Origin of the sequence: Microbacterium halophytorum, assembly GCF_002970975.1 — a bacterium.
Lineage (GTDB): Bacteria > Actinomycetota > Actinomycetes > Actinomycetales > Microbacteriaceae > Microbacterium > Microbacterium halophytorum.
Genome location: NZ_PNFA01000006.1, coordinates 236,729 through 262,286 on the forward strand (window position 1 = coordinate 236,729; position 25,558 = coordinate 262,286).

The 25,558-nt window shown below is 70.2% G+C and carries 21 protein-coding genes; 13 read left to right on the forward strand and 8 right to left on the reverse strand.

The window, feature by feature from the left end; genetic code table 11:
- Nucleotides 1–24 precede the first annotated feature (24 nt).
- The 3 genes from C0010_RS08225 to C0010_RS08235 all read left to right on the forward strand — a co-directional run bounded on the left by C0010_RS08225 (nucleotide 25) and on the right by C0010_RS08235 (nucleotide 4,728).
- The gene (locus tag C0010_RS08225) at nucleotides 25–231 is read left to right on the forward strand and encodes a hypothetical protein (protein WP_105566576.1); all 207 of its coding nucleotides are present in this window, start codon (nucleotides 25–27) and stop codon (nucleotides 229–231) included.
- 149 nt (nucleotides 232–380) lie between these two features.
- Nucleotides 381–1,718, forward strand: coding sequence for a glutamine synthetase family protein (locus tag C0010_RS08230; protein WP_105566577.1), 1,338 nt, complete (start codon nucleotides 381–383; stop codon nucleotides 1,716–1,718).
- 10 nt (nucleotides 1,719–1,728) lie between these two features.
- Nucleotides 1,729–4,728, forward strand: coding sequence for a bifunctional [glutamine synthetase] adenylyltransferase/[glutamine synthetase]-adenylyl-L-tyrosine phosphorylase (locus tag C0010_RS08235; RefSeq protein WP_105566578.1), 3,000 nt, complete (start codon nucleotides 1,729–1,731; stop codon nucleotides 4,726–4,728).
- A gap of 239 nt (nucleotides 4,729–4,967) precedes the next feature.
- Here C0010_RS08235 and C0010_RS08240 read toward each other — a convergent pair whose 3' ends face one another.
- On the reverse strand, nucleotides 4,968–5,261 hold the full coding sequence (locus C0010_RS08240; protein ID WP_105566579.1) for a hypothetical protein: 294 nt from the start codon (nucleotides 5,259–5,261) through the stop codon (nucleotides 4,968–4,970).
- Nucleotides 5,262–5,424: 163 nt separating this feature from the next.
- Here C0010_RS08240 and C0010_RS08245 point away from each other — a divergent pair, with 163 nt between their 5' ends.
- From C0010_RS08245 to C0010_RS08260, 4 genes are all read left to right on the forward strand, one after another.
- Nucleotides 5,425–6,417 carry an ABC transporter permease gene (locus tag C0010_RS08245; protein WP_232531833.1) on the forward strand — a complete coding sequence of 331 codons (993 nt, stop codon included), beginning with the start codon at nucleotides 5,425–5,427 and terminating at the stop codon, nucleotides 6,415–6,417.
- A gap of 5 nt (nucleotides 6,418–6,422) precedes the next feature.
- Nucleotides 6,423–7,346 carry an ABC transporter permease gene (locus tag C0010_RS08250; RefSeq protein ID WP_105566630.1) on the forward strand — a complete coding sequence of 308 codons (924 nt, stop codon included), beginning with the start codon at nucleotides 6,423–6,425 and terminating at the stop codon, nucleotides 7,344–7,346.
- Between the two features lie 11 nt (nucleotides 7,347–7,357).
- On the forward strand, nucleotides 7,358–9,112 hold the full coding sequence (locus tag C0010_RS08255; protein WP_105566580.1) for an ABC transporter ATP-binding protein: 1,755 nt from the start codon (nucleotides 7,358–7,360) through the stop codon (nucleotides 9,110–9,112).
- A gap of 172 nt (nucleotides 9,113–9,284) precedes the next feature.
- Nucleotides 9,285–11,006, forward strand: coding sequence for an ABC transporter family substrate-binding protein (locus C0010_RS08260; protein ID WP_105566581.1), 1,722 nt, complete (start codon nucleotides 9,285–9,287; stop codon nucleotides 11,004–11,006).
- A 70-nt stretch (nucleotides 11,007–11,076) separates the two neighbouring features.
- Here C0010_RS08260 and C0010_RS08265 read toward each other — a convergent pair whose 3' ends face one another.
- The 7 genes from C0010_RS08265 to C0010_RS08295 are packed head-to-tail and all read right to left on the reverse strand — an operon-like array spanning nucleotide 11,077 to nucleotide 18,253.
- Nucleotides 11,077–12,834, reverse strand: coding sequence for a hypothetical protein (locus C0010_RS08265; RefSeq protein WP_105566582.1), 1,758 nt, complete (start codon nucleotides 12,832–12,834; stop codon nucleotides 11,077–11,079).
- A gap of 59 nt (nucleotides 12,835–12,893) precedes the next feature.
- A complete protein-coding gene (locus tag C0010_RS08270; RefSeq protein ID WP_105566583.1) occupies nucleotides 12,894–13,649 on the reverse strand; it encodes an SDR family NAD(P)-dependent oxidoreductase in 756 nt (251 codons plus the stop codon).
- Nucleotides 13,649–14,503, reverse strand: a complete 855-nt coding sequence (locus tag C0010_RS08275) for a phosphogluconate dehydrogenase C-terminal domain-containing protein (RefSeq protein WP_105566584.1) — start codon at nucleotides 14,501–14,503, stop codon at nucleotides 13,649–13,651. The genes C0010_RS08270 and C0010_RS08275 overlap by 1 nt, the downstream gene beginning before the upstream one ends.
- A complete protein-coding gene (locus C0010_RS08280) occupies nucleotides 14,500–15,294 on the reverse strand; it encodes a sugar phosphate isomerase/epimerase family protein (RefSeq protein WP_105566585.1) in 795 nt (264 codons plus the stop codon). Before C0010_RS08280 ends, C0010_RS08275 begins: the two co-directional genes overlap by 4 nt.
- Nucleotides 15,291–16,037: a triose-phosphate isomerase family protein gene (locus C0010_RS08285; RefSeq protein ID WP_232531835.1), complete on the reverse strand. Its 747-nt coding sequence runs from the start codon at nucleotides 16,035–16,037 to the stop codon at nucleotides 15,291–15,293. The genes C0010_RS08280 and C0010_RS08285 overlap by 4 nt, the downstream gene beginning before the upstream one ends.
- Before the next feature lie 23 nt (nucleotides 16,038–16,060).
- Nucleotides 16,061–16,531, reverse strand: coding sequence for a ribose-5-phosphate isomerase (locus C0010_RS08290; RefSeq protein WP_105566587.1), 471 nt, complete (start codon nucleotides 16,529–16,531; stop codon nucleotides 16,061–16,063).
- A 15-nt stretch (nucleotides 16,532–16,546) separates the two neighbouring features.
- Nucleotides 16,547–18,253 carry a dihydroxyacetone kinase family protein gene (locus C0010_RS08295; protein WP_105566588.1) on the reverse strand — a complete coding sequence of 569 codons (1,707 nt, stop codon included), beginning with the start codon at nucleotides 18,251–18,253 and terminating at the stop codon, nucleotides 16,547–16,549.
- A gap of 256 nt (nucleotides 18,254–18,509) precedes the next feature.
- Between C0010_RS08295 and C0010_RS08300 the strand changes: the two genes are divergently transcribed.
- From C0010_RS08300 to C0010_RS08325, 6 genes are all read left to right on the forward strand, one after another.
- Nucleotides 18,510–19,259, forward strand: coding sequence for a FadR/GntR family transcriptional regulator (locus C0010_RS08300; RefSeq protein WP_105566589.1), 750 nt, complete (start codon nucleotides 18,510–18,512; stop codon nucleotides 19,257–19,259).
- Nucleotides 19,260–19,488: 229 nt separating this feature from the next.
- Nucleotides 19,489–20,133, forward strand: coding sequence for a DUF2291 family protein (locus tag C0010_RS08305; RefSeq protein WP_105566590.1), 645 nt, complete (start codon nucleotides 19,489–19,491; stop codon nucleotides 20,131–20,133).
- Nucleotides 20,130–21,692: a sugar ABC transporter ATP-binding protein gene (locus C0010_RS08310; RefSeq protein WP_232531836.1), complete on the forward strand. Its 1,563-nt coding sequence runs from the start codon at nucleotides 20,130–20,132 to the stop codon at nucleotides 21,690–21,692. Before C0010_RS08305 ends, C0010_RS08310 begins: the two co-directional genes overlap by 4 nt.
- On the forward strand, nucleotides 21,685–22,776 hold the full coding sequence (locus C0010_RS08315; protein WP_105566591.1) for an ABC transporter permease: 1,092 nt from the start codon (nucleotides 21,685–21,687) through the stop codon (nucleotides 22,774–22,776). The genes C0010_RS08310 and C0010_RS08315 overlap by 8 nt, the downstream gene beginning before the upstream one ends.
- Before the next feature lie 35 nt (nucleotides 22,777–22,811).
- Nucleotides 22,812–23,804, forward strand: coding sequence for a D-ribose ABC transporter substrate-binding protein (locus C0010_RS08320; RefSeq protein ID WP_105566592.1), 993 nt, complete (start codon nucleotides 22,812–22,814; stop codon nucleotides 23,802–23,804).
- A gap of 87 nt (nucleotides 23,805–23,891) precedes the next feature.
- On the forward strand, nucleotides 23,892–25,490 hold the full coding sequence (locus C0010_RS08325; RefSeq protein ID WP_105566593.1) for a DUF1593 domain-containing protein: 1,599 nt from the start codon (nucleotides 23,892–23,894) through the stop codon (nucleotides 25,488–25,490).
- Nucleotides 25,491–25,558 lie beyond the last annotated feature (68 nt).

Below are 25,558 nucleotides of genomic sequence, written 5' to 3' on the forward strand. Positions count from 1 at the left end.
CGCGCGGTGGCATACGCTGGCGGCATGGCTGAGGACAAGCGGTCGGAGCTCACGGGCGAGAAGTACTGGTTCAACATCCGGACCGAGAAGGTGGAGTTCGGTCGGCTGTCGCCGGCCGTGCACCGCATCGGCCCGTTCGACACGGAGGCGGAGGCCGCGCGCGCCCCCGAGATCGTCGCCGAGCGCGCGAGGGCGTGGGAAGCCGAGGACGAAGAGGAGCGCGGCGCCTGACGAACGCACGCCACCGCGTAACGTCGCGGAAACCTGGGGTGGCATAGGCTGACGTGAGTCGACAAGTCTCGGCCGAGCCTGCTCGGGATTCCGGCGGGCCGACGGGAGACTTGCGGAGTTGCCCCGCGACGCCCCGAGAGGACATTTCGATGGACAAGCAGATGGACTTCGTGCTCCGCACGATCGAGGAGCGCGGCGTCAAGTTCGTGCGCCTGTGGTTCACCGACGTGATCGGCACGCTCAAATCGGTCTCGATCGCCCCGGCCGAGGTGGAGGGCGCGTTCAGCGAGGGCATCGGCTTCGACGGCTCCGCCATCGAGGGCCTCACCCGCTCGCACGAGTCCGACCTCCTGGCGCATCCGGAGCCGTCGACGTTCCAGGTACTGCCATGGCGCGGCACGATCGACCCCGCTGCCGGCATGTTCTGCGAGATCCGCACGCCCGACGGGCAGCCGGCCGTCTCCGACCCGCGCAATGTGCTGAAGCGTTCGCTCGAGAACGCCGCCGATGCCGGTTTCAGCTTCTACATCCACCCCGAGATCGAGTTCTACCTCCTGAAGTCGCGGCAGTTCGGCCAGGAGGGCCCCGTTCCCGTCGACTCGGCCGGCTACTTCGACAACGTTCCGGGCGGCACGGCCCACGACTTCCGCCGCAGCGCGGTGCGCATGCTCGAAGACCTCGGCATCTCGGTCGAGTACTCCCACCACGAGGGCGGCCCCGGCCAGAACGAGATCGACCTGCGCTACGCGGATGCGCTCACGATGGCCGACAACATCATGACCTTCCGCACGGTCGTGAAGGAGGTCGCGATCGAGCAGGGCGTGCACGCGACGTTCATGCCGAAGCCGTTCGCCGACCAGCCGGGCTCCGGCATGCACACCCACATGTCGCTCTTCGAGGGCGACGGCAACGCGTTCTACGAGGAGGGCGCCGAGTACCAGCTCTCGCAGGTCGGCCGCCAGTTCGTCGCGGGCCTGCTGACGCACGCCCGCGAGATCGCGGGGGTGACGAACCAGTTCACCAACTCGTACAAGCGGCTGTGGGGCGGCGACGAGGCGCCCAGCTACGTCACGTGGGGCCACACGAACCGCTCGGCGCTCGTGCGCGTGCCCCGCTACAAGCCGGGCAAGGGCAGCTCGGCGCGCATCGAGCACCGAGGCATCGACTCGGCCGCCAACCCGTATCTCGCGTACGCGCTCATGCTGGCCGCCGGTCTAAAGGGCATCCAGGAGGGCTACGAGCTCCCGGCCGAGGCTGCGGACAACGTGTGGGCGCTGAACGAGCGCGAGCGCAGGGCGCTCGGCTACAAGGCGCTCCCGACATCGCTCGACGAGTCCGTCGCCGCGATGGAGGACTCGGAGCTCGTCGCCGAGACCCTCGGCGAGACGGTGTTCAGCTACGTGCTGGCGAACAAGCGCGAGGAGTTCCAGCGCTATCGCCACCAGATCACGCCGTTCGAGCTGAACACGCAGATGAACATCGTCTGAGGCGCCCCGCATGGTCTCCAGGGACCGGATCGAGGCGCACACGGGCCTCATCCGGCTCGGCTTCACCCGCATCGCCGAGGTCCTCGGTGAGCTCGACGAGCTCGCCGAGCTCACCGGCACCGATCGCGATGCGATCGTCGAGGCGAGCGTCGGGGCCGCCGACCCGAACGAGGCCCTCCGCTCGCTGAACAGGATCGCCCGCGCCGACGCCCCCGGCGTCGCGGCGGTGCTGGCCGACGAGCGGGTGGGCGCGACGGCGTGGCGGCTGCTGGGCGCTTCGCGCGGCTTCGGCGAGTTCTTCGTGCGCCGCCCTGCGAGCCTCGAAGTGCTCATCGGCGCGGGCGTCGCCCTGCCGACGCCGGATGAGATGGCGGCCGCCCTGACGCGCGCCGTCGGCGGAGCCCCCGCCGGTTTCGCCGGTACCTGTGACGAGTCCGCATGGGTGGCGCTGCGCGTCGCGTACCGCGAGCAGCTCGCGCGCATCGCGGCCTTCGACCTGCTGGCGGAGGAACCGCTCGCCGTCGTCGCCGACGTCTCGCTCGCGCTGAGCGACCTCGCGGCGGCGGCGGTCGAGGCCTCGCTCGCGGTCGCGCGCGCGCAGCTCGTGTCGGGGACGGGCGGCGCGGGGCGCTTCCCGCAGGCCGACGTCGAAGCGACGCAGCTGTCGGTCATCGGCATGGGGAAGACCGGGGCCCGCGAGCTGAACTACGTCAGCGACGTCGATGTGATCTTCGTGGCGGACGCCGCCGAGGGCGCCGACATCGCCGAGTCGCGGATGCTCGACATCGCCACGCGGCTCGCGCGGCAGACCATCCGGGGCATCTCCGGCTTCGAGACCGAACCGCCGCTGTGGGAGGTCGATGCGAACCTCCGGCCGGAGGGCAAGAAGGGTGCCCTCGTGCGCACCCTCGCCTCGCACGTCGCCTATTACGACCGCTGGGCGGAGAACTGGGAGTTCCAGGCGCTGCTCAAGGCACGCCCGCTCGCGGGGGACGCGGCGCTCGGGGAGGCGTACATCGCGGCGGTCTGGCCGCACGTGTGGGAGAGCTCGGGCCGCGACGGCTTCGTCAGCGGAGTGCAGCGGATGCGCCAGCGCGTCGAGGAGCACATCCCGCAGGACGAAGCGGACCGGCAGCTGAAGCTCGGCAGCGGCGGCCTGCGCGATATCGAGTTCGCGGTGCAGCTGCTCCAGCTCGTGCACGGCCGAATGGACGACGCGATCCGGCAGCGGGGCACCCTCGAGGCGCTCGACGCGCTGGCGGACCAGGCGTACATCAGCCGCGACGACGCCGCGGCGTTCGCGGCCGACTACAGGGTGCTGCGGCTCTGGGAGCACCGGCTGCAGATGCAGGGGCTCAGCCGCACCCACCTGATGCCCGCGGACGACGACGGCCGCAGGGTGCTGGCCAGGGCATCCGGGTTCGGCTCCGCGGGCGAGCTCACCGCCGAGTGGGCGCGGGTGCGCCGCGATGTGCGCGACATCCACGTGCGCATCTTCTACCGCCCGCTCCTCGGTGCGGTCGCGGCGCTCGGCGACGACGAGGTGCGGCTCTCGCCCACGTCGGCGAGGGCGAGGCTCGCGGCGATCGGCTTCCGCGACCCCGACGGGTCGCTGCGGCACCTGCAGGCGCTCACGCAGGGCATCAGCCGCAAGGCGCAGATCCTGCGCCACATCGCGCCCGTCATGCTCCGCTGGTTCGCCGACGGCGCCGACCCCGACTACGGCCTGCTGACGTTCCGCAAGCTCAGCGAGTCGGTGGGGAGCACGTCGTGGTTCCTGCGCGTGCTCCGCGACGCCGCGGGGGCGGCCGAGAAGCTGACCAAGCTGCTCTCAGGCTCCCGCTTCGTGTGCGACCTGATGGACATGATCCCCGAGTCCGTCGCGTGGCTCGAGAGCGACCAGAAGCTCCGGCCGCGCACGGCGGCGCAGATCGACGGCGAGGCGCGGGCGATCCAGGCGCGGCACGCCACGATCGAGTCGGCGATGAAGGCGGTGCGCGCGATGCGCCGTCGCGAACTGCTGCGCGCGGCGATGGCGTCGATGCTCGGCGTCATCACGATGCCCGAGCTCTCGGCCGCCCTCACGGCGATCACGGAGGCGACGATCCAAGCGACCCTGCGCGCCGTCGTCCGCGAGGTCGTGCCCGAGGAGGACGAGTCGTTGGACTTCGCGATCATCGGCATGGGGCGCCTCGGGGGAGCCGAGGTCGGCTTCGGCAGCGACGCCGACATCCTGTACGTCTACCGGCCGGAGGCGGTCGACCCGCAGCGCGCCCAGAAGCTCGCCGAGAGGATCGTGGCGGAGTTCCGCCGAGTCGTCGAGGACGCGCGCGTTCCGCTCGAGCTCGACGCCGAGCTGCGCCCGGAGGGCAAGAAGGGCCCGATCGTGCGCAGCCTGGAGGCGTACCGGGCGTACTACTCGCGCTGGTCCCTGTCGTGGGAGGCGCAGGCGCTCCTGCGCGCCCGCGGCATCGCCGGCTCCGCGAAGCTGATCGATGCGTTCATGGAGATGGCCGACGAGGTGCGCTATCCGGAGGAGCCGTCGGAGCAGGGACTGCGCGAGATCCGGCTCATCAAGGCGCGCGTCGAGGGGGAGCGGCTGCCGCAGGGCGTCGACCCGAAGCGGCACCTCAAGCTCGGGCCGGGGGCCCTCAGCGACGTGGAGTGGCTCGTGCAGCTCCTGCAGCTCCAGCACGCCCACCGCGTGGAGGGGATGCGCACGACGTCGACGCTCGGGGCCCTGGCCGCCGCCGAGGCGGACGGTCTCGTCGACGACGACGCCGCCGTGCGGTTCCGCGAGGCGTGGCTCCTGGCGACCCGTCTGCGGTCGGCCAACACACTGCTGACGGGGCGCTCGAGCGACGTCCTGCCGACGGACGCAGGGGAGCTCGATGCGATCGCGCGCATCCTCGACTACGATGCCGGCTCGGCGATGGAGCTCGAGGAGGACTGGGCCCGCACGTCCCGCCGCGCCCGCTACGCCTTCGAGCGCCTCTTCTACGACGCCTGACGCCGCGCCCCGGTACCCGCCCGCACCCGCATCGGCACCCCGCCGCGGTCGCGGATGACGCGCCATCGGGGCGAAGTTCGGCGCGTCTTCTGCGACCGCGGCGGTGGCCCCGTGGGCCGGTCGGGAACCGAGGGCGAACGCCGGGCGAACGGGGTGGGAACCCCCTGGGAACGGGGCCGGATGGCCGATACCGGGCGTTGGCCGGAAGAGGACGTGTCGCGTGTCCTGGCGCGTTTCTGTCAGCGGCGGGCGTCGCCGGAGGGGTCGTTCACACCCCGCTCGGACCTGCGGCGGCTGCGGTGCTTCAAGAACGTCCTGGCGAGCGAACCGACCGCCAGGATCAGCAGACCCGTGCCGAAGCCCAGGCCCGCCGCGGCCAGCCAGGGGCTGTAGAAGACGCCTGCGAGCACGACGAGGGCGATCGTCAGGAGCCCCACCGGCCACGGCCTGACACCGCGGTGCCCGAGCATGTCGCTCGCGACGATCGCGGCCGCGGCGCAGAGTGCGAGCACGATCCAGTGCAGGATGGTCACGTTCTGAGCATAACGTCGTTGCGAGGCCGAGTCGGGTTCGCAACCGGTCAGACCGGCGGTTACCGTATTCGAGACGTGCCGGCGACGCTGCCGGATTCTTCGAGGAGGACGCAGACCCATATGACGATCACACGGGTGCCCGATAGGCCGGTATGGAGCCGCCGTGCTTAGGTTCATCTCGCTGCGGGTTCTCACCTACGCGATCCTGGCCTTCGTCGCCACGAGCTTCGCCTACCTGCTCGCCGCAGGCCTCATGCACCCGGAAGCGGTCCTCTACCCGCCGATGGCGACGGAACCAGTGCCAGCGGCGACGGCCCAGCAGTACCTCGACGTGCGCAACGTCAACCCCGACACCCCGCTCTTCCAGCGCTACGCCAACTGGCTCGGCGGCCTGCTGCGCGGCGACCTCGGGGTCACGACGGGAACCAACAAGTCGATGGTGCCCGTCACGGAGGAGCTCGCGAACCGCATCCCGATCAGTCTCCGCCTCGTCGTGATCGGCACCGTCATCGGCACGGCGCTCGGCGTCCTCATCGGCATGGTCTCGGCCGTGCGCCGCGGCTCGTGGGACGACCGCCTCACAACGCTCGGCGCCTTCGTCATCCTCGCGCTGCCGACGCCCGTGATCATCCTGATCGTGCAGCAGATCAACCAGGGGTTCATGGACCTCACGGGGTGGGGTCTGCCGGCGATCAACCCGATCAACCCGTTGCTCGAGCCGGGTTCGTGGGAGGCGATCTCGTACCAGATCAAGGCCCTCGTGATGCCGACGATCGTCATCGCCGTCACGGCCGCCGCGTCGTACTCGCGGTACATGAAGGTCACGACTCTCGACGTGCTCGGCAGCGACTACCTCCGCACCGCGAGGGCGAAAGGCCTCACGCGCCGCCGCGCGATGAACCGGCACGGGCTCCGGATGGCGCTGATCCCGATGGGGCAGTACTTCGCTTTCGCGGTCGGGGCCGCGTTCTCGGGCTCGCTCTTCGTCGAGCTGATGTTCAACTGGCAGGGCATCGGCCGATTCGCGATCTCGTCGATCTCCCTCGCCGACGTCAACGGAACCGTCGGCGTCGTCCTGTACACCGCCGTGCTGACCCTGCTCTCCGCCACCCTGGCGGACATCCTGCAGGGCGCGCTCGACCCGAGGGTGAGGTGATCCGGATGAGCGACACGCACACCCGGGGCGGCACGACCGTCGAGAAGAGGCTCGTCGAGGCGGGCACCCTGAGCCGCGGCCAGCTGCTGCGCCGCCGCTTCCTGCGCAGCAAGGGCGCGTGGGCCGGCATGATCCTGTTCGCGCTGCTCGTCGTCGTCGCGATCGTCGCGCCGATGATCTACCAGTACGGCCCGTTCGAGCGCGACCTCGCGAACGCGCTCACGGGGCCGAGCGCCTACCACTGGTTCGGCGTCAACGAGAACGGCCTCGACATCTTCGCCCGCACGATGCAGGGCCTGCGGATCTCGATCATCATCGGCATCGGCACGGCGCTGCTGACGGCGGTGCTCGCGGTGGTGGTCGGCATCACGGCCGGCTACGTCAGCGGCAAGGGCAAGTGGGGCGCGTTCGCCGACGGCGCGCTCGTCAACCTGATCAACCTGTTCCTCGTGGTTCCGTCGCTGCTGCTGCTGATGCTGTTCAGCCCCGTGCTGCAGCAGGCGTCGTGGCTGTGGATGATCCCGATGCTGTCGCTGTTCGCCTGGATGATCACGGCCCGCGTGCTGCGGGCCATGACGCAGCAGCTCGTGCGCACCGAGTACGTCGAGGCCGCGAAGTTCATGGGGGTGAACCCGCTCGTGACCATGGTGCGCCACATCATCCCGAACATCGCGAGTTGGATCATCATCGACACGACCCTCGGGGTCAGCGTCGCGATCCTCGGCGAGACGGGCCTGTCGTTCATCGGCTTCGGCATCCAGTACCCGCAGGTGTCGCTCGGCACGGTGCTGCAGGACTACAACATCGCCGCCCCCTACACCTGGATCCCGCCCGCGGCGGTCCTCGCCGCGCTCGTCGTCTCCATCAACCTCATGGGCGAAGCGCTCCGCGATGCCCTCGATCCGACCAGCGGCGCGAGCAAGCTGTGAGGGGCGCAGAAATGTCAGACATCGTTCTCTCCGTCGACGACCTCAGCGTCACGTTCCCCTCCGAGTTCGGCACCGTCGAGGCGGTGCAGAACCTCTCGTACGAGGTGCGAAAGGGCGAGGCGCTCGCGATCGTCGGCGAGTCGGGCTCGGGCAAGTCGGTCTCGTCGCTCGCCGTCATGGGCCTGCTGCCTGGTACCGCGAGCGTGTCCGGCAGCATCCGAATGCTCGGCAACGACATGTTCGCGCTGAACGACGCGCAGCTGTCGAAGCTGCGGGGCAACGCCATCTCGATGGTGTTCCAGGACCCGCTGTCGGCTCTCACGCCCGTGTTCGCGGTCGGCAAGCAGATCGCCGAGGTCGTGCGCATCCACCACCCCGGCGTTTCGCAGGCGAAGGCGGACAAGCGCGCCGTCGAGCTGCTCGACGCCGTCGGCATCCCCGAGCCGGCCCGGCGTGCGAAGCAGTACCCGCACGAGTTCTCGGGCGGCATGCGCCAGCGGGCGATGATCGCGATGGCCATCGCGAACGAGCCCGAGCTGATCATCGCCGACGAGCCGACCACGGCGCTCGACGTGACGATCCAGGCGCAGGTCATGGACCTGCTCAAGTCGGCACAGGAGATGATCGGCGCCGCGACCGTCCTGATCACGCACGATATGGGCGTCGTCGCCGGCTTCGCCGACCGCGTGCTCGTGATGAAGGATTCCCGCATGGTCGAGACCGGTTCGGTCGACGACATCTTCTACCGCCCGCAGGAGGCCTACACGCAGGGCCTTCTCGCCGCCGTGCCCAGGGTCGATCAGGACGCGGAGCACGCGTCGAAGAGCCTGGCAGGTGCGGCCCTCCGCGAGGTCGCGAAGATCGCCGAGAGCGCCGATCTGCCGCCGCGCGACGAGAGGAAGCCGGTGCTCGAGGTCGAGGGCCTCGAGCGGATCTTCCCGATCACGAAGGGCGCGATCGTGCGCCGCCGCGTCGGCGAGCAGCGGGCGGTCGACGGCGTGACGTTCGACATCCGCGAGGGGGAGTGCCTCGCGCTCGTGGGTGAGTCGGGCAGCGGCAAGACGACGACGCTGCTCGAGATCATGCAGCTGCGCCCGCCGCAGGCCGGCTCGATCCGGATCGGCGGCCAGGACACCGCGAAGCTCACGCGCGCCCAGCGCCGTGGCCTGCGCAGCGACGTGTCGATCGTGTTCCAGGACCCGATGGCGGCGCTCGACCCCCGCATGCCGATCGGCGACATCCTGCGCGAACCCATGCGGGTGCAGGGATACGACGCGAAGCGCATGGACGAGCGCGTCGACTGGCTCCTCGAGGCGGTAGGGCTGCTGCCGGAGCACGCCGCCCGGTTCCCCGCGGAGTTCTCAGGCGGGCAGCGCCAGCGCGTCGGCGTCGCCCGCGCGCTCGCGTGCGAGCCGAAGCTGATCGTGCTAGACGAGCCGACGAGCGCGCTCGACGTCACGGTGCAGGCGGGCGTGCTTGCGATGCTCGCCGACCTGCGCAAGCGGCTCGGCGTGAGCTTCCTGTTCGTCTCGCATGACCTCTCGGTCGTGCGGCAGATCTCGGACCGGATCGCGGTGATGAAGCAGGGCAAGCTCGTCGAGCTCGGCGACACCGACGCCGTGTTCGAGAACCCGCAGCACCCGTACAGCAGGGAGCTGCTCGCTGCCGTCCCGATCCCCGACCCGGAGATCGCACGCCAGCGCCGCCGCATCGCCGTCGACGCGGCGGCGTTCGAGGGGGCGGCGCTCGAAGAGGAGGAGGGCTGATGCCCGGCGCGTTGCGAAGCAGTAACGCTCGGCGCGGCCGTCACCTGCCGGAAACGACGGAATTCCTACACTGAACACACTCCGCGGCGGCCGATTCCGGCCTCCGCGTTCGGCACCACCAGGTGCCTGGGTTGCACGAAGATCTCGGCACCTGCAATCGAAGGAGATTCACATGAAGCTCACGCGGCGCACCGCATGGGGAGCGACGGCCCTGGCCGTCGGCGCGCTGGCCCTGGCCAGCTGCTCGCAGGCACCCGACGGCGGGGGTGACGGCGAGGGGAGCGGCGAGAACGAGGCGATCGAGGCCAGCGCGAACGACATCAACGAGATGGACGTCAGCGAGCTCGGACAGGGCGGCACGCTCCGCCTGGCGAACAACGCGTATCCCGCGAACTGGAACGGCCTGCACTCCGACGGCAACGAGGTCAACACGACCCAGATCCTGAACGCGATCTACCCGACGCTGTACCTGTACACCGCCGAGGGCGAGGTGGTTCCGAACCCGCAGTACACGAAGCGGCTCGAGCTGATCTCGGAGGACCCGCAGGTCATCGAGATCGAGCTGAACGAGGGCATGACCTGGTCGGACGGCACGCCGATCGACTACACCTCGATCGAGAACGTCTTCAAGGTGATGGACGGCTCGCAGGAGGGCTACGGCATCGCCTCCTCGGGCGGCTACGACCAGGTCGAGAAGATCGAGCAGGGCGACAACGAGCTCACCGCCCGCGTGACCTTCTCGGAGCCGTACGCCGACTGGCGCGGCCTCGCCGCCGTCGCCCCCGACTCGCTCGTCGAGTCGGCCGATGCGTTCAACACGTCCTTCCTCGACGAGCCGGCCGTGACCGCTGGCCCGTACAAGGTCAAGGAGCTCGACGCGAAGAACAAGACCGTCCTGCTCGAGCCCGACGAGAACTGGTGGGGCGACCCCGCGCTCCTCGACCAGGTGCTCTTCACGACGATCGAGGACCCTGCCGCGTCGGCCGCCTCGTTCCAGAACGGCCAGCTCGACGTCCTCGACGCCAGCGTCCCCGCCCAGTACTCGGTCGTCGAGCCGATGATCGGCGACGGCGTCGTCCTGCGCAAGGCGGCCGGCCCGAACTGGTCGCACATCACGCTGAACGGCTCCGAGGGCAACCAGCTCGAGGACGTCGCGATCCGCCAGGCGATCCAGAAGGCCTTCGACCGCGAGGAGATGTTCCTCGCGGTGAACGGCACGATGCCTTACCCGGATGACGTCGTGCAGCAGAACAACCACCTGCTGATGACGAACCAGGACGGGTACATCGACAACGCAGGCGACACCGCCGACGGCGACATCGAGGGCGCGAGGGCGATCCTCGAGGAGGCCGGCTACGAGTGGGACGGCGACGGCAACCTCCTGCTCGAGGGTGAGCCGCTCGAGATCGACTACACGTACAACGACGGGTCGAAGACGAACGAGGCCGTCCTGCCGATCGTGCAGGAGAACCTCGCCGAGATCGGCATCACGGTGACGGAGCGCAAGGTTCCGCCGACGGACCTGTTCGCGAAGTACGTCATCCCCGGCGACTTCGACATGACGCTGTTCGGCTGGGCGGGCAATCCGTTCCTCGCCAGCGGCGACACGATCTGGCGCACCGACGGCGAGCAGAACTTCGGCAAGGTCGGCGACGAGACCGTCGACGACCTGCTCGCGCAGGCCGCCGTCGAGGCCGACATGGACACGCGCCTCGACCTGATGAACCAGGCCGACGCCGAGATGTGGAACCTCGCCGGCACCGTCCCGCTGTGGCAGTCGTACGACTTCTTCGTGCAGGACGAGGACCTCGCCAACTACGGCGCGTGGGGCTTCCAGATGCCCGACTGGACGAAGATCGGCTACGTCGCCGGCTCGGACAACCTCGAGGGCTGACCCGCCCGTTCACGGCAGAGCCGTCGCCCCCCACCGGGGCGGCGGCTCTGCCGTTCCGCCCGTGGGGGCGTCAGGCCGTGCGCAGCCAGCCGCGAGGGGGCACGGTGAGGCGCTGCGCGCCGACGGCGAGCGTTCGCGGGGCATCGTCGAGGCTGGCCAGGAGCGCGCCCTCGTTCGTGCGGATCGCCCAGACGAGACCATCGACGCTGTGCGCGGTCGAGGCAGGAAGCCCCCCGAAGCCCGCGAGAACGCGGACGGCCTCCGCCGCCGGCAGCTCATCGCCCGTGGCCGTTCGGACGCCGCGCGGGCCCCATTCCTCGAAGAAGCTCAGCGTCGCGACGCCCGGCACGCCGAGCGCCGCGGCCGAGGCGATCGTCCAGGCGGCGAGCTCGGGGGCGGATTGCCGCTCGTCGTCGGCGTCGAGCAGCTCCGGGCCGTACCCCTCGCCGAGGTCGTCGGACGACGGGCGCGGGGGAGCGGTCGTCGCGACGTTGTTGACGTGGGTGCGCAGCGTGATCGGCCCGATGTGCACGGGCGCCCCGCCCGCGATGCGCACGGCCTGCTGGGCGGCGAGTCGCTGCATCGCGACCGCCTGCTCGACCTGGAGCGTCTCGGAGGAATGGAACGTCGGCGTCGTGCTGAAGGCGATGCCGGCGAGGCCCTCGGGCAGGCGATGGTGCTCGCGGTTCAGCTCGGTGAAATGGCTGCGGACCCCGCCGATCACGGGTGCATCGATGCCCGCGCCGGCGAGGGCCTCGCGCAGTGCGGAGATCGCTGCGGTGTCCGAGACGTGCTGCGCCTCGTGCCCCGCAGGCCGGAACGCCGTGACCCGCGCGACGTCCAGGCCCCGCAGGGCGCCGGCCGCCGCGCGCAGGGCCCCGCGAAGGCCCGCGTCCGCCGCGCCCGTGCAGGTCTCCGGGAGCACGAACCGCACGTCGAGCGGCAGGCCGCTCGCCGCGGCGCGGCGCAGCGCCGCGGGCCAGCCGGTCCAGCCGAGATCCAGCTCGACGAGCACGTCGGAACCGATCGGCTCGGCACGCGGGCCGACGCCAGGGGCGGTCGACGCGCCCACGGACACCGCGGGAAAGGGCGCGGTCGGGCCGAATCCGAGGGCCTCCGCGAGGCTGGGGTCGTTCCGCTCGCGCGCGGCCGAGGGGCTCATCGCCGGCGCGTCGGCCGGTGCGCCCGAGACCGTGACGGTGACCGCCTGTCGCACGGTCTCGCCCGCGCCGATCCGGTACGGGAACGGCAGCGCCAGCGGGCGGCTGTACGTCTTGAACGACGCATCGGACCAGTTGCGCTGGTCCTCCATCTCGAAGACGTCGCCGTCGAACACGCAGCGCACCGCCAGGCCGCCGTGCTCCCATCCCAGCTCCCGGATGTCGAAGGCCGGCTGGTGGGGCGAGATCTCCCGCGGGAACGCGGTGTCCGTGCGCGTTCCGTCCTCGTGCCCGACCGCCAGCGGCGCACCCGCGAGGCCGGGAGGGTGCAGCACGATCAGGCCCGTTCGGTTGGTGTCGAACTCGACGGCGCTCGTCGCCTCGAGCGCGACCGTGAGCCTCTCGCCATCGGCCGTCGCCGCCAGGGAGGCGTAGAGATCCGCGCCGAGCTGGGTCGTGCGCAGCGACATCCGGATGCCGCCGGGCACCTCCCGCACGTCGCCGAGCGCCCACTGCGGCGTCGCCCAATCGCGGTCGCGGGCGACGGCGCGCACGCTGCGGAGCACGTCGATGCCCCGGTACCTGATGCGCGAGACCTCGTCGTCGCGCAGTTCGAACGCCCATTCGCCGAGGGCGAAGGGGGTGACGGTCTCGCGGATCCACGCCATCGCGGTGCCTCCTGGAGGGGTGCGAACCGCGGGCCCGCCGCCCCGGGGTCGGTCGTGAGCTAGAGGTTGGTCATGCCGCCGTCGACGGTGAACATCGCGCCGGTCGCGAAGGCGCTGTCATCGCTCGCGAGGAACGTCATGACGCCCGTGAGGTCATCCGGCGTGGCGGGGCGGCCCATCGGGATGCGGCTCGTGATCGCGGCGCGCTCGGTCGGGTCGCCGCTGATGGCGGCGACGAGCGGCGTTTCGACGTACGAGGGCACGACGGTGTTGACCCGGATGCCCTGGGTCGCGTAGGCGGCGGCGACCGTGCGGCCCATGCCGTGGATGCCGGCCTTCGTCGTGCTGTACGCCGTGAAGTCGCTTCCCTCGCCCGTCACGCCGGTGGGGCTGCCTGTCAGGATGATCGACCCGCCGCCCGAGGCGAGCATCGACCGCACGGCGTGCTTGACCGTGAGGAACGTGCCCGTCAGGTTGATGTCGACGGTGCGGCGCCAGGTGTCGAGGTCGAGGTCGGCGACCTTCGCGTCGTGGCCGAAGAGCTGCACGCCGGCGTTCGCGACGACGACGTTCGGCGCCCACCCGGCATCCGACAGCTCGGCGAACGCGGCCGATACCTGCTCCTCCTGCGAGATGTCGACCGCCGAAGGCCGCGCCGCCGCGCCGATCTCGCCGGCGACGCGCTCGGCCGCGGACGCATCGCGGTCGGCGATCACGACTCGGGCGCCCTCGGCGGCGAACCGCTTGGCGACGGCCTCGCCGATGCCGGATCCGGAACCCGTGACGAGCGCGGTCTTGTTCTCGAGCCGTGCCATCAGCGCTCGATCCGCTCGAGGTGGAGCATCGCGGCGAGGTTCTTGTCGAGCTCGTCGTCGCGGAAGATCTTCTTCCAGTCGTCCTTGATGATCGTCTCCCTGCCGTACTTCATCGCGATCAGGCACGCGTCGCTGAACGGATTGTCGCCGCGCAGGCCGTTCGCGAGCGCCACCTGCGTGTGACCGTACATGATGCTCCGAGCCGCCGCCTCGGGCACGCCCATCGTGTGGACGGCCTCGTGGAGCGCCTCGTTGAGCAGCTCGCCGATCATGCACGCGACGGTCTCGACGAGGGTCGGCTCGAGCTGGGCGAGCTGCTTGATCGTGACGAAGTGCACGTCGATCACCGGCGCGTAGATCGCGCGAACGGTCTCCTCGACGAGCGCCTTCGCGGCGGGGTCATCGCTCTCGACGGCCGCGATCGCGTCCTGCGGCGCGGCGATGCCGCCGAACGTGTCGGCCCACTGCTCGGGCGTCTCCCGCTGCAGGAAGATCGACGGGTGGCACGGGTGTGCGACGGCCTGGACGACGTCGTCGCGCTCGGTGAGCAGCCCCGCGTACGCGGCGGCCGGGTCGAGGGTCAGGCAGACGGCGCCCGCCTTCATCTGCGGCACGAGCTCCGCGGTGACCGAGGCGAGGGCGAGGTCGGGAACCGCGAGCACGACGATGTCGGCGTCGGCCACGGCGGCGGCGCCCTCGGTGAGGGTGCGGCCGGCCCCGGCCACGCGCTCGCGCCCGGCGGGGGAGTTCTCGACGTATCGCACGTCGTGGGCGGTGCGGACGAGGTTGTCCGACACCCGCATGCCCATCTTGCCGCCGGCACCGATCACGGCGATGCGGTGCGTCTCTGTCATGGTGTGCTCCTCAGGTAGTCCAGTGCCGTGCGGGTCCAATCCCGTTCGGCGGTGATCGTGGTCGCCGCGTCGCCCTGCCATGGCAGCCAGTGCTCGACGATCTCGTTCGCGCCCCGCTCACGGGGGCGGACGGCTTCGAGCAGGGCGGGGTAGTCGTGCAGGCCCGTTCCCATCGGGGCGCCGGAGTAGGTGAAGCCGACCCAGCCGTCCTGTCGGGCGAAGGCGAAGTCCTTGGCGTGCACGTTCTTCACGTGCGGCGCCGACTTCCGGATGCATTCGCTCGGCTGCTCGAGCCGGGCGACGACGTTCGCGGGGTCGAGGCAGATGCCGAGCGCGTCGCTTCCGACCCGTTCGACGAGCCCGACGAGGTCGGAGGTCGGCAGCTGCTCGTACGTCTCGAGCGCGAGCTCGACGCCCGCGGCTTCGTACATCCGGACGCTCTGTTCGAGCCAGCCGGCCGCCTCGCCGAGCGAGGGGCGGGACCCGGGGCCGTAGACCATGCTGCGCACGAGCCGCGCGTCGAAGGCATCGGCGAGCCGCAGGAAGCGGTCCAGACGCTCCGGGGCGACGCCCTTCGTGCCGAGTTCGATCGTCATCGCGTTCTCCCGCGCGGCGGTGGCCGCGTCGCGCAACTCGGCGTCGCCCATCCGCTCGAGCCGCGCGTCGTCGCAGATCTGGAACAGCCCGACGCCCAGGCGGCGGGCGTCCTCGAACTCCTCCGCGAGGGTCAGGGGTGCGTCGACGCGGGCGGAATGCCGCCAGAAGTAGGCGTAGGAGCCGAGGCCGATCATGCGGACCGCGCCCCCGCCAGCTCCGCGGCCTCGTCGAGCACCCGCACCAGCGCGTCGGGGTCGTGGGCGAATCGGCCGAGGAAGACGCCGTCGACGTCGTCGCCCAGGGCCGTGATGAGGCCGGGCCCCGCGGCCCCGCCGTAGATGACGGCCGAGCCCGCCCTGTCGGCGTCGGCGTCGAGCATCGCGCGCAGGGCGCGGGCGACGCCCCGGATGTGGTCGTGCCCGGCCGGTTCGGGGGCCCCGATCGCCCACACGGGCTCGTAGGCCGCGATGACGGCGCCGGGCGCGGCGCCCGCGAGCGCGCGACGCAGCTGTTCGGCCGCGACCTCGGCCGCGGCGGCCGGGGCGAGGCGATCGACCTCGCCGATGCAGAGCACGGGGGTCAGGCCGTGGCGCAGGGCCGCCCGCGTCTTGGCCGCGACGACCTCGTCGGTCTCGCCGTGCATCCGGCGTCGTTCTGCATGGCCGATCTCGGCGATCGACGCGCCGACCTCGGCGAGCTCGGCCGCCGAGACCTCGCCCGTGTGGGCACCGGAGTCCTCGGCCGCGACGTCCTGCCCGCCGACGCGCACCGGGGTGCCCCGGAACGCGTCGACGGCGGGCAGGACCTGGAGATAGGTCGGCGTGATGAACAGCTCGACGGCGCCCGACATCACGCCGGCGTGCGCGCGCACGCGCTCCGCGACGTCGCCGAACCACGCCGAGGCGCGCTCGTGCCCGAAGTACATCTTCAGGCTCACGCCGACCCGCACCCTCGACATCGTCAGCAGGACCCCGTCGACTCGTACTTCCCGATCACCGCGACCTTCTCGGCCGATGCGCTCGTCTCGTCGAATCGGTAGGTCAGCCACTCCTTCGCGAGGCGACGGGCGAGCTCGATGCCGACGACGCGCTGGCCCATGCAGAGCACCTGCGCGTTGTTCGACAGCACCGAGCGCTCGACTGAGAACGAGTCGTGCGCGGTCACGGCCCGGATGCCCGGCACCTTGTTGGCGCTGATCGCAACGCCGAGGCCCGTACCGCAGATGAGGATCGCGCGGTCGGCCTCGCCGCGCGCGACGCGCTCGGCGGCCTCGATCGCGACCGTCGGGTACGGCGTGTGGCCGTCCTCGGCGACCCCCACGTCGACGACGCTCGCGACGCCGGGGTTCTGCTCGAGGTCCATTTTGATGGTCTCCTTGTAGCCGTAACCGGCGTCGTCGCCGCCGATCACGATGCGCAGTGCGTCAGCCATGGTGTCGTCCTTCTCTCATTCCGTCAGTGTCGAGGCCAGCAGTGCGAGCGAGTGCGCGCCGGGGTCGGGGGTGCCGAGGGCCTTCTCGTGATGGGCGCGGGCGCGGCCCATCTTCGGAATCATGTCGGCGGTCGCCGCGGCCGCCGCGGCAGCGGCGGACGAGGCCGCGCGCCACGCCGACGCGACGTCGGCGCCGGACGCGACGGCGGCGGCGAACGCATCCGCCAGGGGCACGAGCGCGTCGACCATCGTTTTGTCGCCGGGCACGGCGCCGAACGCGAGCACCCGCTCGGACGCGTCGGAGACGGCCAGCGCGAGCGCAGCGCCATCCGGAACGCCGTTGTCGCCGACGCGGTCGGCGACCGCGCTCAGGATGTTCCCCCAGATCGCACCGGAGGTGCCGCCCGCCCTGTCCGACCACGCGTACGCCGCACGGGCGATCACGGTGCCGGCGCCCGCACCGCGCGCCGCTGCGTCGCGTGCGGCGTCTCGGGCGGCGTGCACGCCGCGCTGCATGCCGATGCCGTGGTCGCCGTCGCCGGCGATCTGGTCCATCCGGCCCAGCTCGTCGGCGTGGGCGTCGATGGTGCCGACCCAGGCGTCGAACCAGGCGGCGACTGCGGCGGCGAGGGCGCGGGAGGTGTCGTCGGCCTCGCCGATCGCGTCATCGGTGTCGGCGGTGAGCTCGTCGGCCGTGAGGGCTTCGCCCGCCTCGGCGGTGCCGCGGCGATAGGCGGGGGTGTCGACCCCCGTGCCCCACAGGGCCTCGAGCTCGTCATCGAGCCAGAGCAGCGTGAGCGACGTGCCGGCCATGTCGAAGCTTGTGCAGTACTCGCCGACGTGCGGATCGACGGCGACGAGGCCGGCCTCGTCGAGCAGCTGGGCGATGCGCCGGTACACGACGAACATCTCCTCGTACTTCAGCGAGCCGAGCCCGTTCAGTACGGGAACGACGCGAGCGCCCCGGAGCTCCGCCACGTCATCCGGCAGCTCGTTCAGCAGGCTCGAGACGAGCAGCTCGGCGAGTGCGTCGGCCGTCGGGATCTCGGTCGCGTCGAGGCCCGGTTCGCCGTGGATGCCGAGCCCGACGGCCATGGTGCCCTCAGCGACCTCGAAGAGCGGCGCCTCGGCGCCAGGGAGGGTGCAGCCCGTGAAGGCGACGCCGAACGAGCGGGTGCGGTCGTTGGCGCGCCGCGCCAGCCGCGCGACCTCGGCGAGGGGGAGGCCGGCCGCGGAAGCGGCGCCGGCGATGCGGAACACCGTCAGGTCGCCCGCGATGCCGCGGCGCTTGTCGATCTCGGAGGCGGGCGCCGACGAGACGTCATCGGTCACGGCGATCGACTCGCAGGGGATGCCCGCGGCGCGGAGCTGCTCCTGCGCCGCGTCGAAGTTCAGCACGTCGCCGGCGTAGTTGCCGTAGCCGAGCAGCACGCCGCCGCCCCGCTCCGCGGCCTTGGCGACCGACAGCACCTGCTGGGTCGAGGGCGAGGCGAAGAGGTTGCCCATCGCGGCGCCGTGCGCGAGGCCGGGGCCGACGAGTCCGCCGAACGCGGGGTAGTGACCGCTGCCGCCGCCGATCACGAGCGCGACGTGGCCGTCGGGCGTCCTGGTCGAGCGGGCGACCCCGCCCGGAACGCGGCGCACCGAGCGCGCGTTGGCCGCGACGAAACCGTCGATCATCTCGTCCGCGAAGTCCGCGGGCTCGTTCCACAAGCGGGTCATAGCAGGGCCGTTTCCGTTCTTCGTCGCCATCGGCGGAGATGGACTCAGTGTGACAAACCGGTTGACCAATTGCAAGGCCCGGTGATTGCGTGTGGAGGGAGATGCGGGTGTCGACGCGCGCGGGGGTACCGTTGGAAAGGGCCTTCGGCCTGCCGTCCAAGCAACCGGTTGACCAGGAATCTCGGATGTGGGATACGCTCGGGGCACCGGCTCCGGGAGGCGGCGCGCGGTGGGTTTCTCACAGATGGGTACGGCCATGGCATCGGATGCCTTCTCTTCGGACCAGATCGTCGACGCGCTCGGCTCGATGCCGACGGGAACACCCGTGAGCGAGGTCGCGCGCCGCCTGTTGGACCTGTTCACGAGCGGCCAGATCGAACCGGGCACACGCCTGCCGTCGGAGCGCCAGCTCGCCTCTTCGCTCGCGGTGGGGCGATCGGCCGTCCGGGAGGCCCTCGCGGCGCTTGAGATGCTCGGGATCGTCGACGTGCGGCCGGGGTCGGGCACGTTCCTGCGGGGCCAGGCGAGCGAGCTGCTGCCCCAGACGCTGCGCTGGGGGCTCCTGATCGGCGAGCGCAACACGGCCGAGCTGCTCGAGCTGCGCAGCGGGCTCGAGATCTACGTCGCACGACTGGCCGCGACGCGTGCGACGAACGACGAGAAGGCGGCGCTGCGCGGTCACGTCGACAGTATGCGGGCCGCGGGCGACGACCTCGCGGCGTTCGCGAAGGCGGATCTGGCGTTCCATCTCGACCTGGCCGATGCCGCGGGGAACAGGACGCTGCACGATCTGCTGCACGTCGTCCGCTCGCTTCTGCAGGTGTATGCGGATCGCGCCGTGCATACCGTCGAGGAGGCCGAGACCGCGGTGCGGGAGCACGAAGCCGTAGCCGGCGCCCTCGAGGCGGCGGATCCCGACGGCGCGGCGTCCGCCATGGCGGTGCACATGATCACGGCGAGCGAGCGCCTGCGCAGCCTCACCGAGGGCGCCCCCGTCGAAGCCTGAGGCCTCTGGCCCTGATCAGGGATGATTCCGCGCGAACTGCTCGGCGCGCGGGAGCCAGCGACGTTCAGTGTGTCCTCGGGACCTCTGGTGCCGGACATCCGCCGTTCCCGGAGCGTTGCAGAATCCGTGGTTCCTCTGGCGCGGGTTGCATGCTAGTTTTGGTCAACCGGTTGATAGATGTCGTGCGCGGAAGCGCGCCGACGGAAGCTCGAAGAGGAGCCCATGACCCATGGCAGCACCCGATAGCCGCCCGCGGATCCGCCCCTGGATGATCGGAACGGTCGCATTCCTGGCCGTTGTGGCGGTCGGGGCGGCGACGACTACGTATCGGTCGATCAGCGACGTGAGCAGTGCGGCGGAGGAGGCGGCGTTCAGCCCCGCCGAGTATGCGGATGAGCGATTCGAGAGCGAGATCGTGCCGCAGATCGAAGAGGACGCCGTCGATCTGACCACGCTCCTCCAGGAGCTCGACGCGGGCGGGGACGAAGCGGAGTACGGCAACTCGTCCGGTTCATCCGGAAATGCGTACAGCTTCCCCGTCACGTTCACCGGCACGGCAGGCGCTCAAGAGGGGGCGATCGTTCCCGTCACGGTCGCGGGCGTGCCGGATGACGTCACGGTGCAGCTGCAGGTCGGGCCCGCGATCAACGGGACGGCGCTTCGGGACGCGACCGGCACCGTCTCGTTCAATGACTTCACGAACCAGCTCGAGTATCAGGAGGTCGCGACCGAGTTCAACAACCGGGTGCGTGACGGCGTGCTCAGCGACATCGAGATCGCCGAGGGCGAGACGGTGGAGGTCACGGGCGCGTTCACACGGATCAACCCGGCGCTCGTCTCCGTCGTCCCCGTCGACCTCGCGGTGGCGCCGTGAGCGCTCCCGCCGCCGTCGACCAGGTCGTGATGACCGCGCGCGGCATCACGAAGACCTACGGTGTGACGCGTGCGCTCAAGGGAGTCGACTTCGACATCCGAGCAGGGACAGTGACGGTGCTGTTCGGTGAGAACGGTGCGGGCAAGTCGACGCTCATGAAGATCCTCTCCGGGGTCGAGCAGCCCACGTCGGGCACGCTCGAGCTCGACGGAGCACCCGTGTCGCTCGAGAACACGGTCGACGCGGCATCGCGCGGCATTGCGATCATCCATCAGGAGCTCAGCCTCGCGCCGAACCTCAACGTGCGCGACAACATCTTCATGGGGCGCGAGTACCGCCGGTTCCGCGGGCTCTTCGTCGACGAGAAGGCCGAGACCGCCAAGGCCAGGGAAGTGCTTGCCCGCATCGCACCGGACATCGACCCGACCGCACCCGTCTCCGAACTGCGACTCGGCCAGCAGCAGATCATCGAGATCGCCAGAGCCCTGTCGGGTGACGCGCGCGTGCTGATCATGGACGAACCCACCTCGGCGCTCAGCGCGAGCGAAGTGGAGGTCCTGTTCTCGCTCATCCGGGAGCTGACCGACGCGGGCGTCGCGATCGTGTACATCTCGCATCACCTCGAAGAGGCACTGGAGATCTGCGACCACGCCGTGGTCTTCCGCGACGGTGACCTGGTCGCGAAGGGGGAGCGGCGCGACATCGACCTCGAGTGGATCATCTCGAACATGGTCGGACGCGCCGCCGACGACCTCGCGCCCGACCTCTTGGAGGAGTTCGGCGACGTGGCGCTCTCTCTGCGCGGCGTGACCGTCGCCGATCAGACCAACCCTGCGCGACTCGCGGTCGACCGGCTCGACCTCGACGTGCGTGAGGGCGAAGTGGTCTGCCTGTACGGCCTCATGGGTGCCGGGCGCACCGAGCTGCTCGAGGCGCTCGCGGGGCGGACGCCGATCGCGGGCGGCACGGTCGTCGCGAACGGACGGACGCTCGGCGCCGAGGGCGTCGCCGACAGGATCTCCGGCGGCATCATGCTCGCTCCGGAGGACCGCCAGCGCGACGGTCTCGTGCAGAGCATGTCGGTGGGGGAGAACGCCTCGCTGGCGAGCCTCCTGTCGTTCACGACCCGCGGCTTCCTCCGCAGAGGGCCGGAGCGCGAGGCCGTCGAGCGCGGGATCACCGACGTACGGGTGAAGACATCGGGCCCGAAGGCATCGATCACCTCGCTGTCGGGCGGCAATCAGCAGAAGGTCGTGATCGCGAAGGCCCTCATGACGACGCCGGACATCATCCTGCTCGACGAGCCGTCGCGGGGCATCGACGTCGGCGCCAAGGCGGAGATCTTCAACCTGATGGCACGAGAGGCCCGCAGAGGGCTCGCCGTGCTGTTCGCGACCAGCGAGGTCGGCGAGGCACTGCAGGTGTCGAACCGGATCATCGTCATGTCGAAGGGGCGCTTCGTCGCCGAGTTCGACCCGAGGACGACCACACGCGAAGACCTCATGGTCGCCTCTGGCGAGGCACCGGAGGAGGAAGAGGCGGGAAACGGCAATGACTGAGGCCACACAGACGACCGGGCGGGGCAGGAAGATCGACATCGGCGCACTGCTGCTGGAGGGGCGCGCGTTCATCGCGCTGGCGGCGCTGATCGTGATCTTCGCGCTGCTGAGCGATTCGTTCCTGACTTTCAGCAACCTGGTCACGATGACCAAGCACGTCGCCTACAACGCGATCCTCGCGCTGGGAATGCTCTTCGTCATCCTGAAGGGCGGCATCGACCTCTCGATCGGGTCCATCGTCGGCCTCTCGGGCGTCGTCGCCGGCACCATGCTGCAGGGCTGGCAGCTCACGCTGCTCGACATCGTCGTGTATCCGCAGGTCTGGTTCGTCGTGATCATCTCCCTCGCCGTCGGCACGTTCTGCGGCTGGGTGAACGGCGTGCTCGTGACGAGATTCAACGTCGCGCCGTTCATCGCGACGCTCGGCATGATGTACGTCGTGCGCGGCGCGGCGATGCTGATCTCGTCGGGAACGACGTATCCACGGCTGCGGGGAACCGAGGAGAACGGCAACCAGGGCTTCCTGCTGATCGGAGGCGGCCAGATCCTGGGCATCCCGGTGTCGATCTGGATCATGGCGGTGTTCGCCGTCGTCGCCTTCCTCGTCCTGCGCAAGACCCCGTTCGGGCGCTGGGTGTACGCCACGGGCGGCAACGACCGCGCGGCAGAGCTCTCCGGCGTCCCGACCACCAAGGTCAAGCTGCGGGTCTACATGATCAGTGGGTTCTGCGCCGCGACGACGGGCCTGATCATCGCCTCGGAGCTGACGAGCGCGGCGCCCCAGACGGGGGAGACGTTCGAGCTGAACGCGATCGCGGCGGTCGTCATCGGCGGCGCGGCGCTCAGCGGCGGCCGGGGCAATGTGCGCGGCGCCCTGATCGGGGCGTTCGTGATCGGGTTCCTCTCCGACGGACTCGTCCTCGTCGGCGTATCGACCTTCTGGCAGATGGCGATCAAGGGCGCCGTCATCATCCTGGCGGTCATGCTCGACCAGGCGCAGCAGCGCATCAAACGCTCGAAGAACTCCGCGGCCGCGGCCGCGAACAAGCGGGAACCGGTGGAACCGGCGCCCGCGACACCCTGACACCCGGCAACCACGCACCATTCAAAGGAGAAATCATGCGACGCACAACCTACTTCGCAGTGGCGGCCACGGCCGCGCTGGCGATCGGCCTTACCGGCTGCGGGTCCGACACGTCGGACGGCGGCGGTGGGGGCGCCGCGCCCGACGGCGGAGGCGAAGGCGGGGGCTTGATCTCGATCATCACGCCGAGCCACGACAATCCGTTCTTCAAGTCGGAGGCCGACGCGGCGGCAGCAGCCGCCGAGGAACTCGGTTACGAGACGTCCGTCGCCTCGCACGACGACGACCCGAACAAGCAGAGCGAACTGATCGACTCGGCGATCAGCAACGACGCCCAGGCGATCATCCTGGACAACGCGGGCGCCGATGCTTCGATCGGCCCGGTTCAGAAGGCGGTCGACGCCGGCGTACCGGTGTTCCTGATCGACCGCGAGATCAACGAGACCGGCATCGCGTCGGCACAGATCGTGGCGAACAACGCGCAGGGCGCCGCCCTCGTGGCGCAGGAGTGGGTCGGGGCGATTCCGGACGGCGGCAAGTACATCGAGCTGACGGGCAAGGAGTCCGACACGAACGCGGGTGTGCGCTCTGAGGCGTTCGCGAGCGTGATCTCGCAGTACCCGGAGTTCGAGCTCGCGGCTCAGGAGACCGCGAACTGGGACCAGCAGGAGGCCTTCAACAAGGTCGAGACGCTGCTGCAGAGCCACGACGACATCGTCGGCATCATCGCGGGCAACGACACGATGGCGCTCGGTGCGGTGGCTGCGGTCGAGGCGGCGGGCTTGACCGAGGACATCACGATCGCCGGCTTCGACGGCAGCCCCGACGCCGTCGCGGCGATCGAAGACGGCACGCTGTTGGCCACCGGCCTTCAGCCGGCCGTGCTGATCGCCGAGCTCGCGGTCGAACAGGCAGACAGCCTCATCACCACCGGTGAGACCGGCGCGGAGGAGAAGCAGTCGATCGACTGCATTCTGATCAACGCCGACAACGCCGACCAATACACGCTCTTCGGTATGGAGGAGTGACCGGATCGGCCCGGCGGAACGCGTTCCGCCGGGCCGATCCGATGCCGTACCCACCTCATCGGCACACATCACGAAGGAGTGAGACGAATGAAGCTGAACCACACCCACCGCCGACACCAACGGGCAGCGACCACGGCACTGTTGGGCGCGGCCTGCTTGGCGGCACCGCTGCTGGCCGCCGCCCCGGCCGCTGCCGTTCCGGACCCCGCAGCCGCGGTCCAGGCCGCTCCCGGCGTCACGGCAAGTGAGAAGGGTCAACCTGTTGCGACGCCGCGAACCGTCATCACCACCGATCCGGAGCTCGACGATCTGAACTCGATGCTGCGGATGCTGCTGTACAGCAACGACCTGAACATCGCGGGACTCGTGTACTCCGCGAGCCAGCACCACTACGCGGGCGACCCAGAGCGGGGAGTCGAGCCGCATCGGTGGCCGGCGCCCGATGCGCGTTTTCACATCGACGACGCGGTCGATCAGTACGAGAAGGTGTACCCGAATCTGGCCGCCCACGACTCCGGCTATCCGGCCCCTGATGAACTCCGCGCGCTCGTCCGGTGGGGGAACGTGTCGGACGTCGGCGCGATGAGCGTGGACACCGAGGGCTCCGATCACATCAAGCGGATCCTGCTGGACGACGAGCCCGGTCAGGTGTTCCTGCAGGCGTGGGGAGGAGCGAACACGATCGCCCGCGCGCTGAAGTCGATCCAGGAGGAGTACGAGGGCACCGACGATTGGGATGCCATCCACGAGAAGGTCTCGAACAAGGCGGTCCTGACGAGCTGGGGACAGCAGGACACGACGTTCGTCGACTACATCCGGCCGAACTGGCCGGAGCTCGAGCATCGCGAAGTCTCGACCAGCATCTGGGGGTACGGGGCGCGCTCGTCGGCACTGCCCGAGTGGCAGAAGTATCTCGAACCGGACTGGATGAAGACGAATATCTCAGACGTTGGTCCGATCGGTGATGCATATCGCGTCTGGGGCGACGGCAAACAGATGGCGGACGGCTTCGACGACGAGGACTACTTCGGGCTGTCCGGTTACACCGCCGACGAACTGCGCGACATGGGCTACGCCGTATGGACCCCGCCGCAGCCGCAGGGTGCATGGATCTCGGAGGGCGATTCGTCGAACTGGGCGCTGCTGCTCGACAACGGCCTCCGGAACTTCGCGGACCCTGGCTGGGGCGGATGGGGTGGCCGCCAGGCGCTGAACCCCGATGACCCGTATCAGTGGCGGAACCGAGGCGTCATGGACATCGGTCCCGACGGAGAACCGCGCGCCGACTACGCCGCCGGCCGCTGGTTCGAGGACTTCCAGCTCGACTTCGCGGCCCGCATGCAGTGGTCTGTCACCTCGGAATACTCCGATGCCAACCACGCACCGGAGGCGAGCGTTCCTGCCGGTCTGCTCGACGTCTCACGCAAGCCCGGAGCGAAGGTCACGATCCCGGGTCGCGCGAGCGATCCGGATGGCGACGCTGTGACGGCGAAGTGGTGGAACTACGCCGAAGCGGGGACCTATGACGGGGAGTTCGAGCCGGAGGGGAGCGACGGTGCGAAGCTTCGTTTCACAGTTCCGGAGGACGCGGATACCGGTGACACGATCCACATGATCCTCGAAGTCACCGACGACGGCGAACCGTCGCTCACGCGCTACCAGCGCGTCGTGCTGACCGTGAAGTAGGCGCGCGAGGGATCTGTTCGAGCGAGGAGGAATCGCGATCGTACGCAGGCGGCCCCAACCCGACGTTC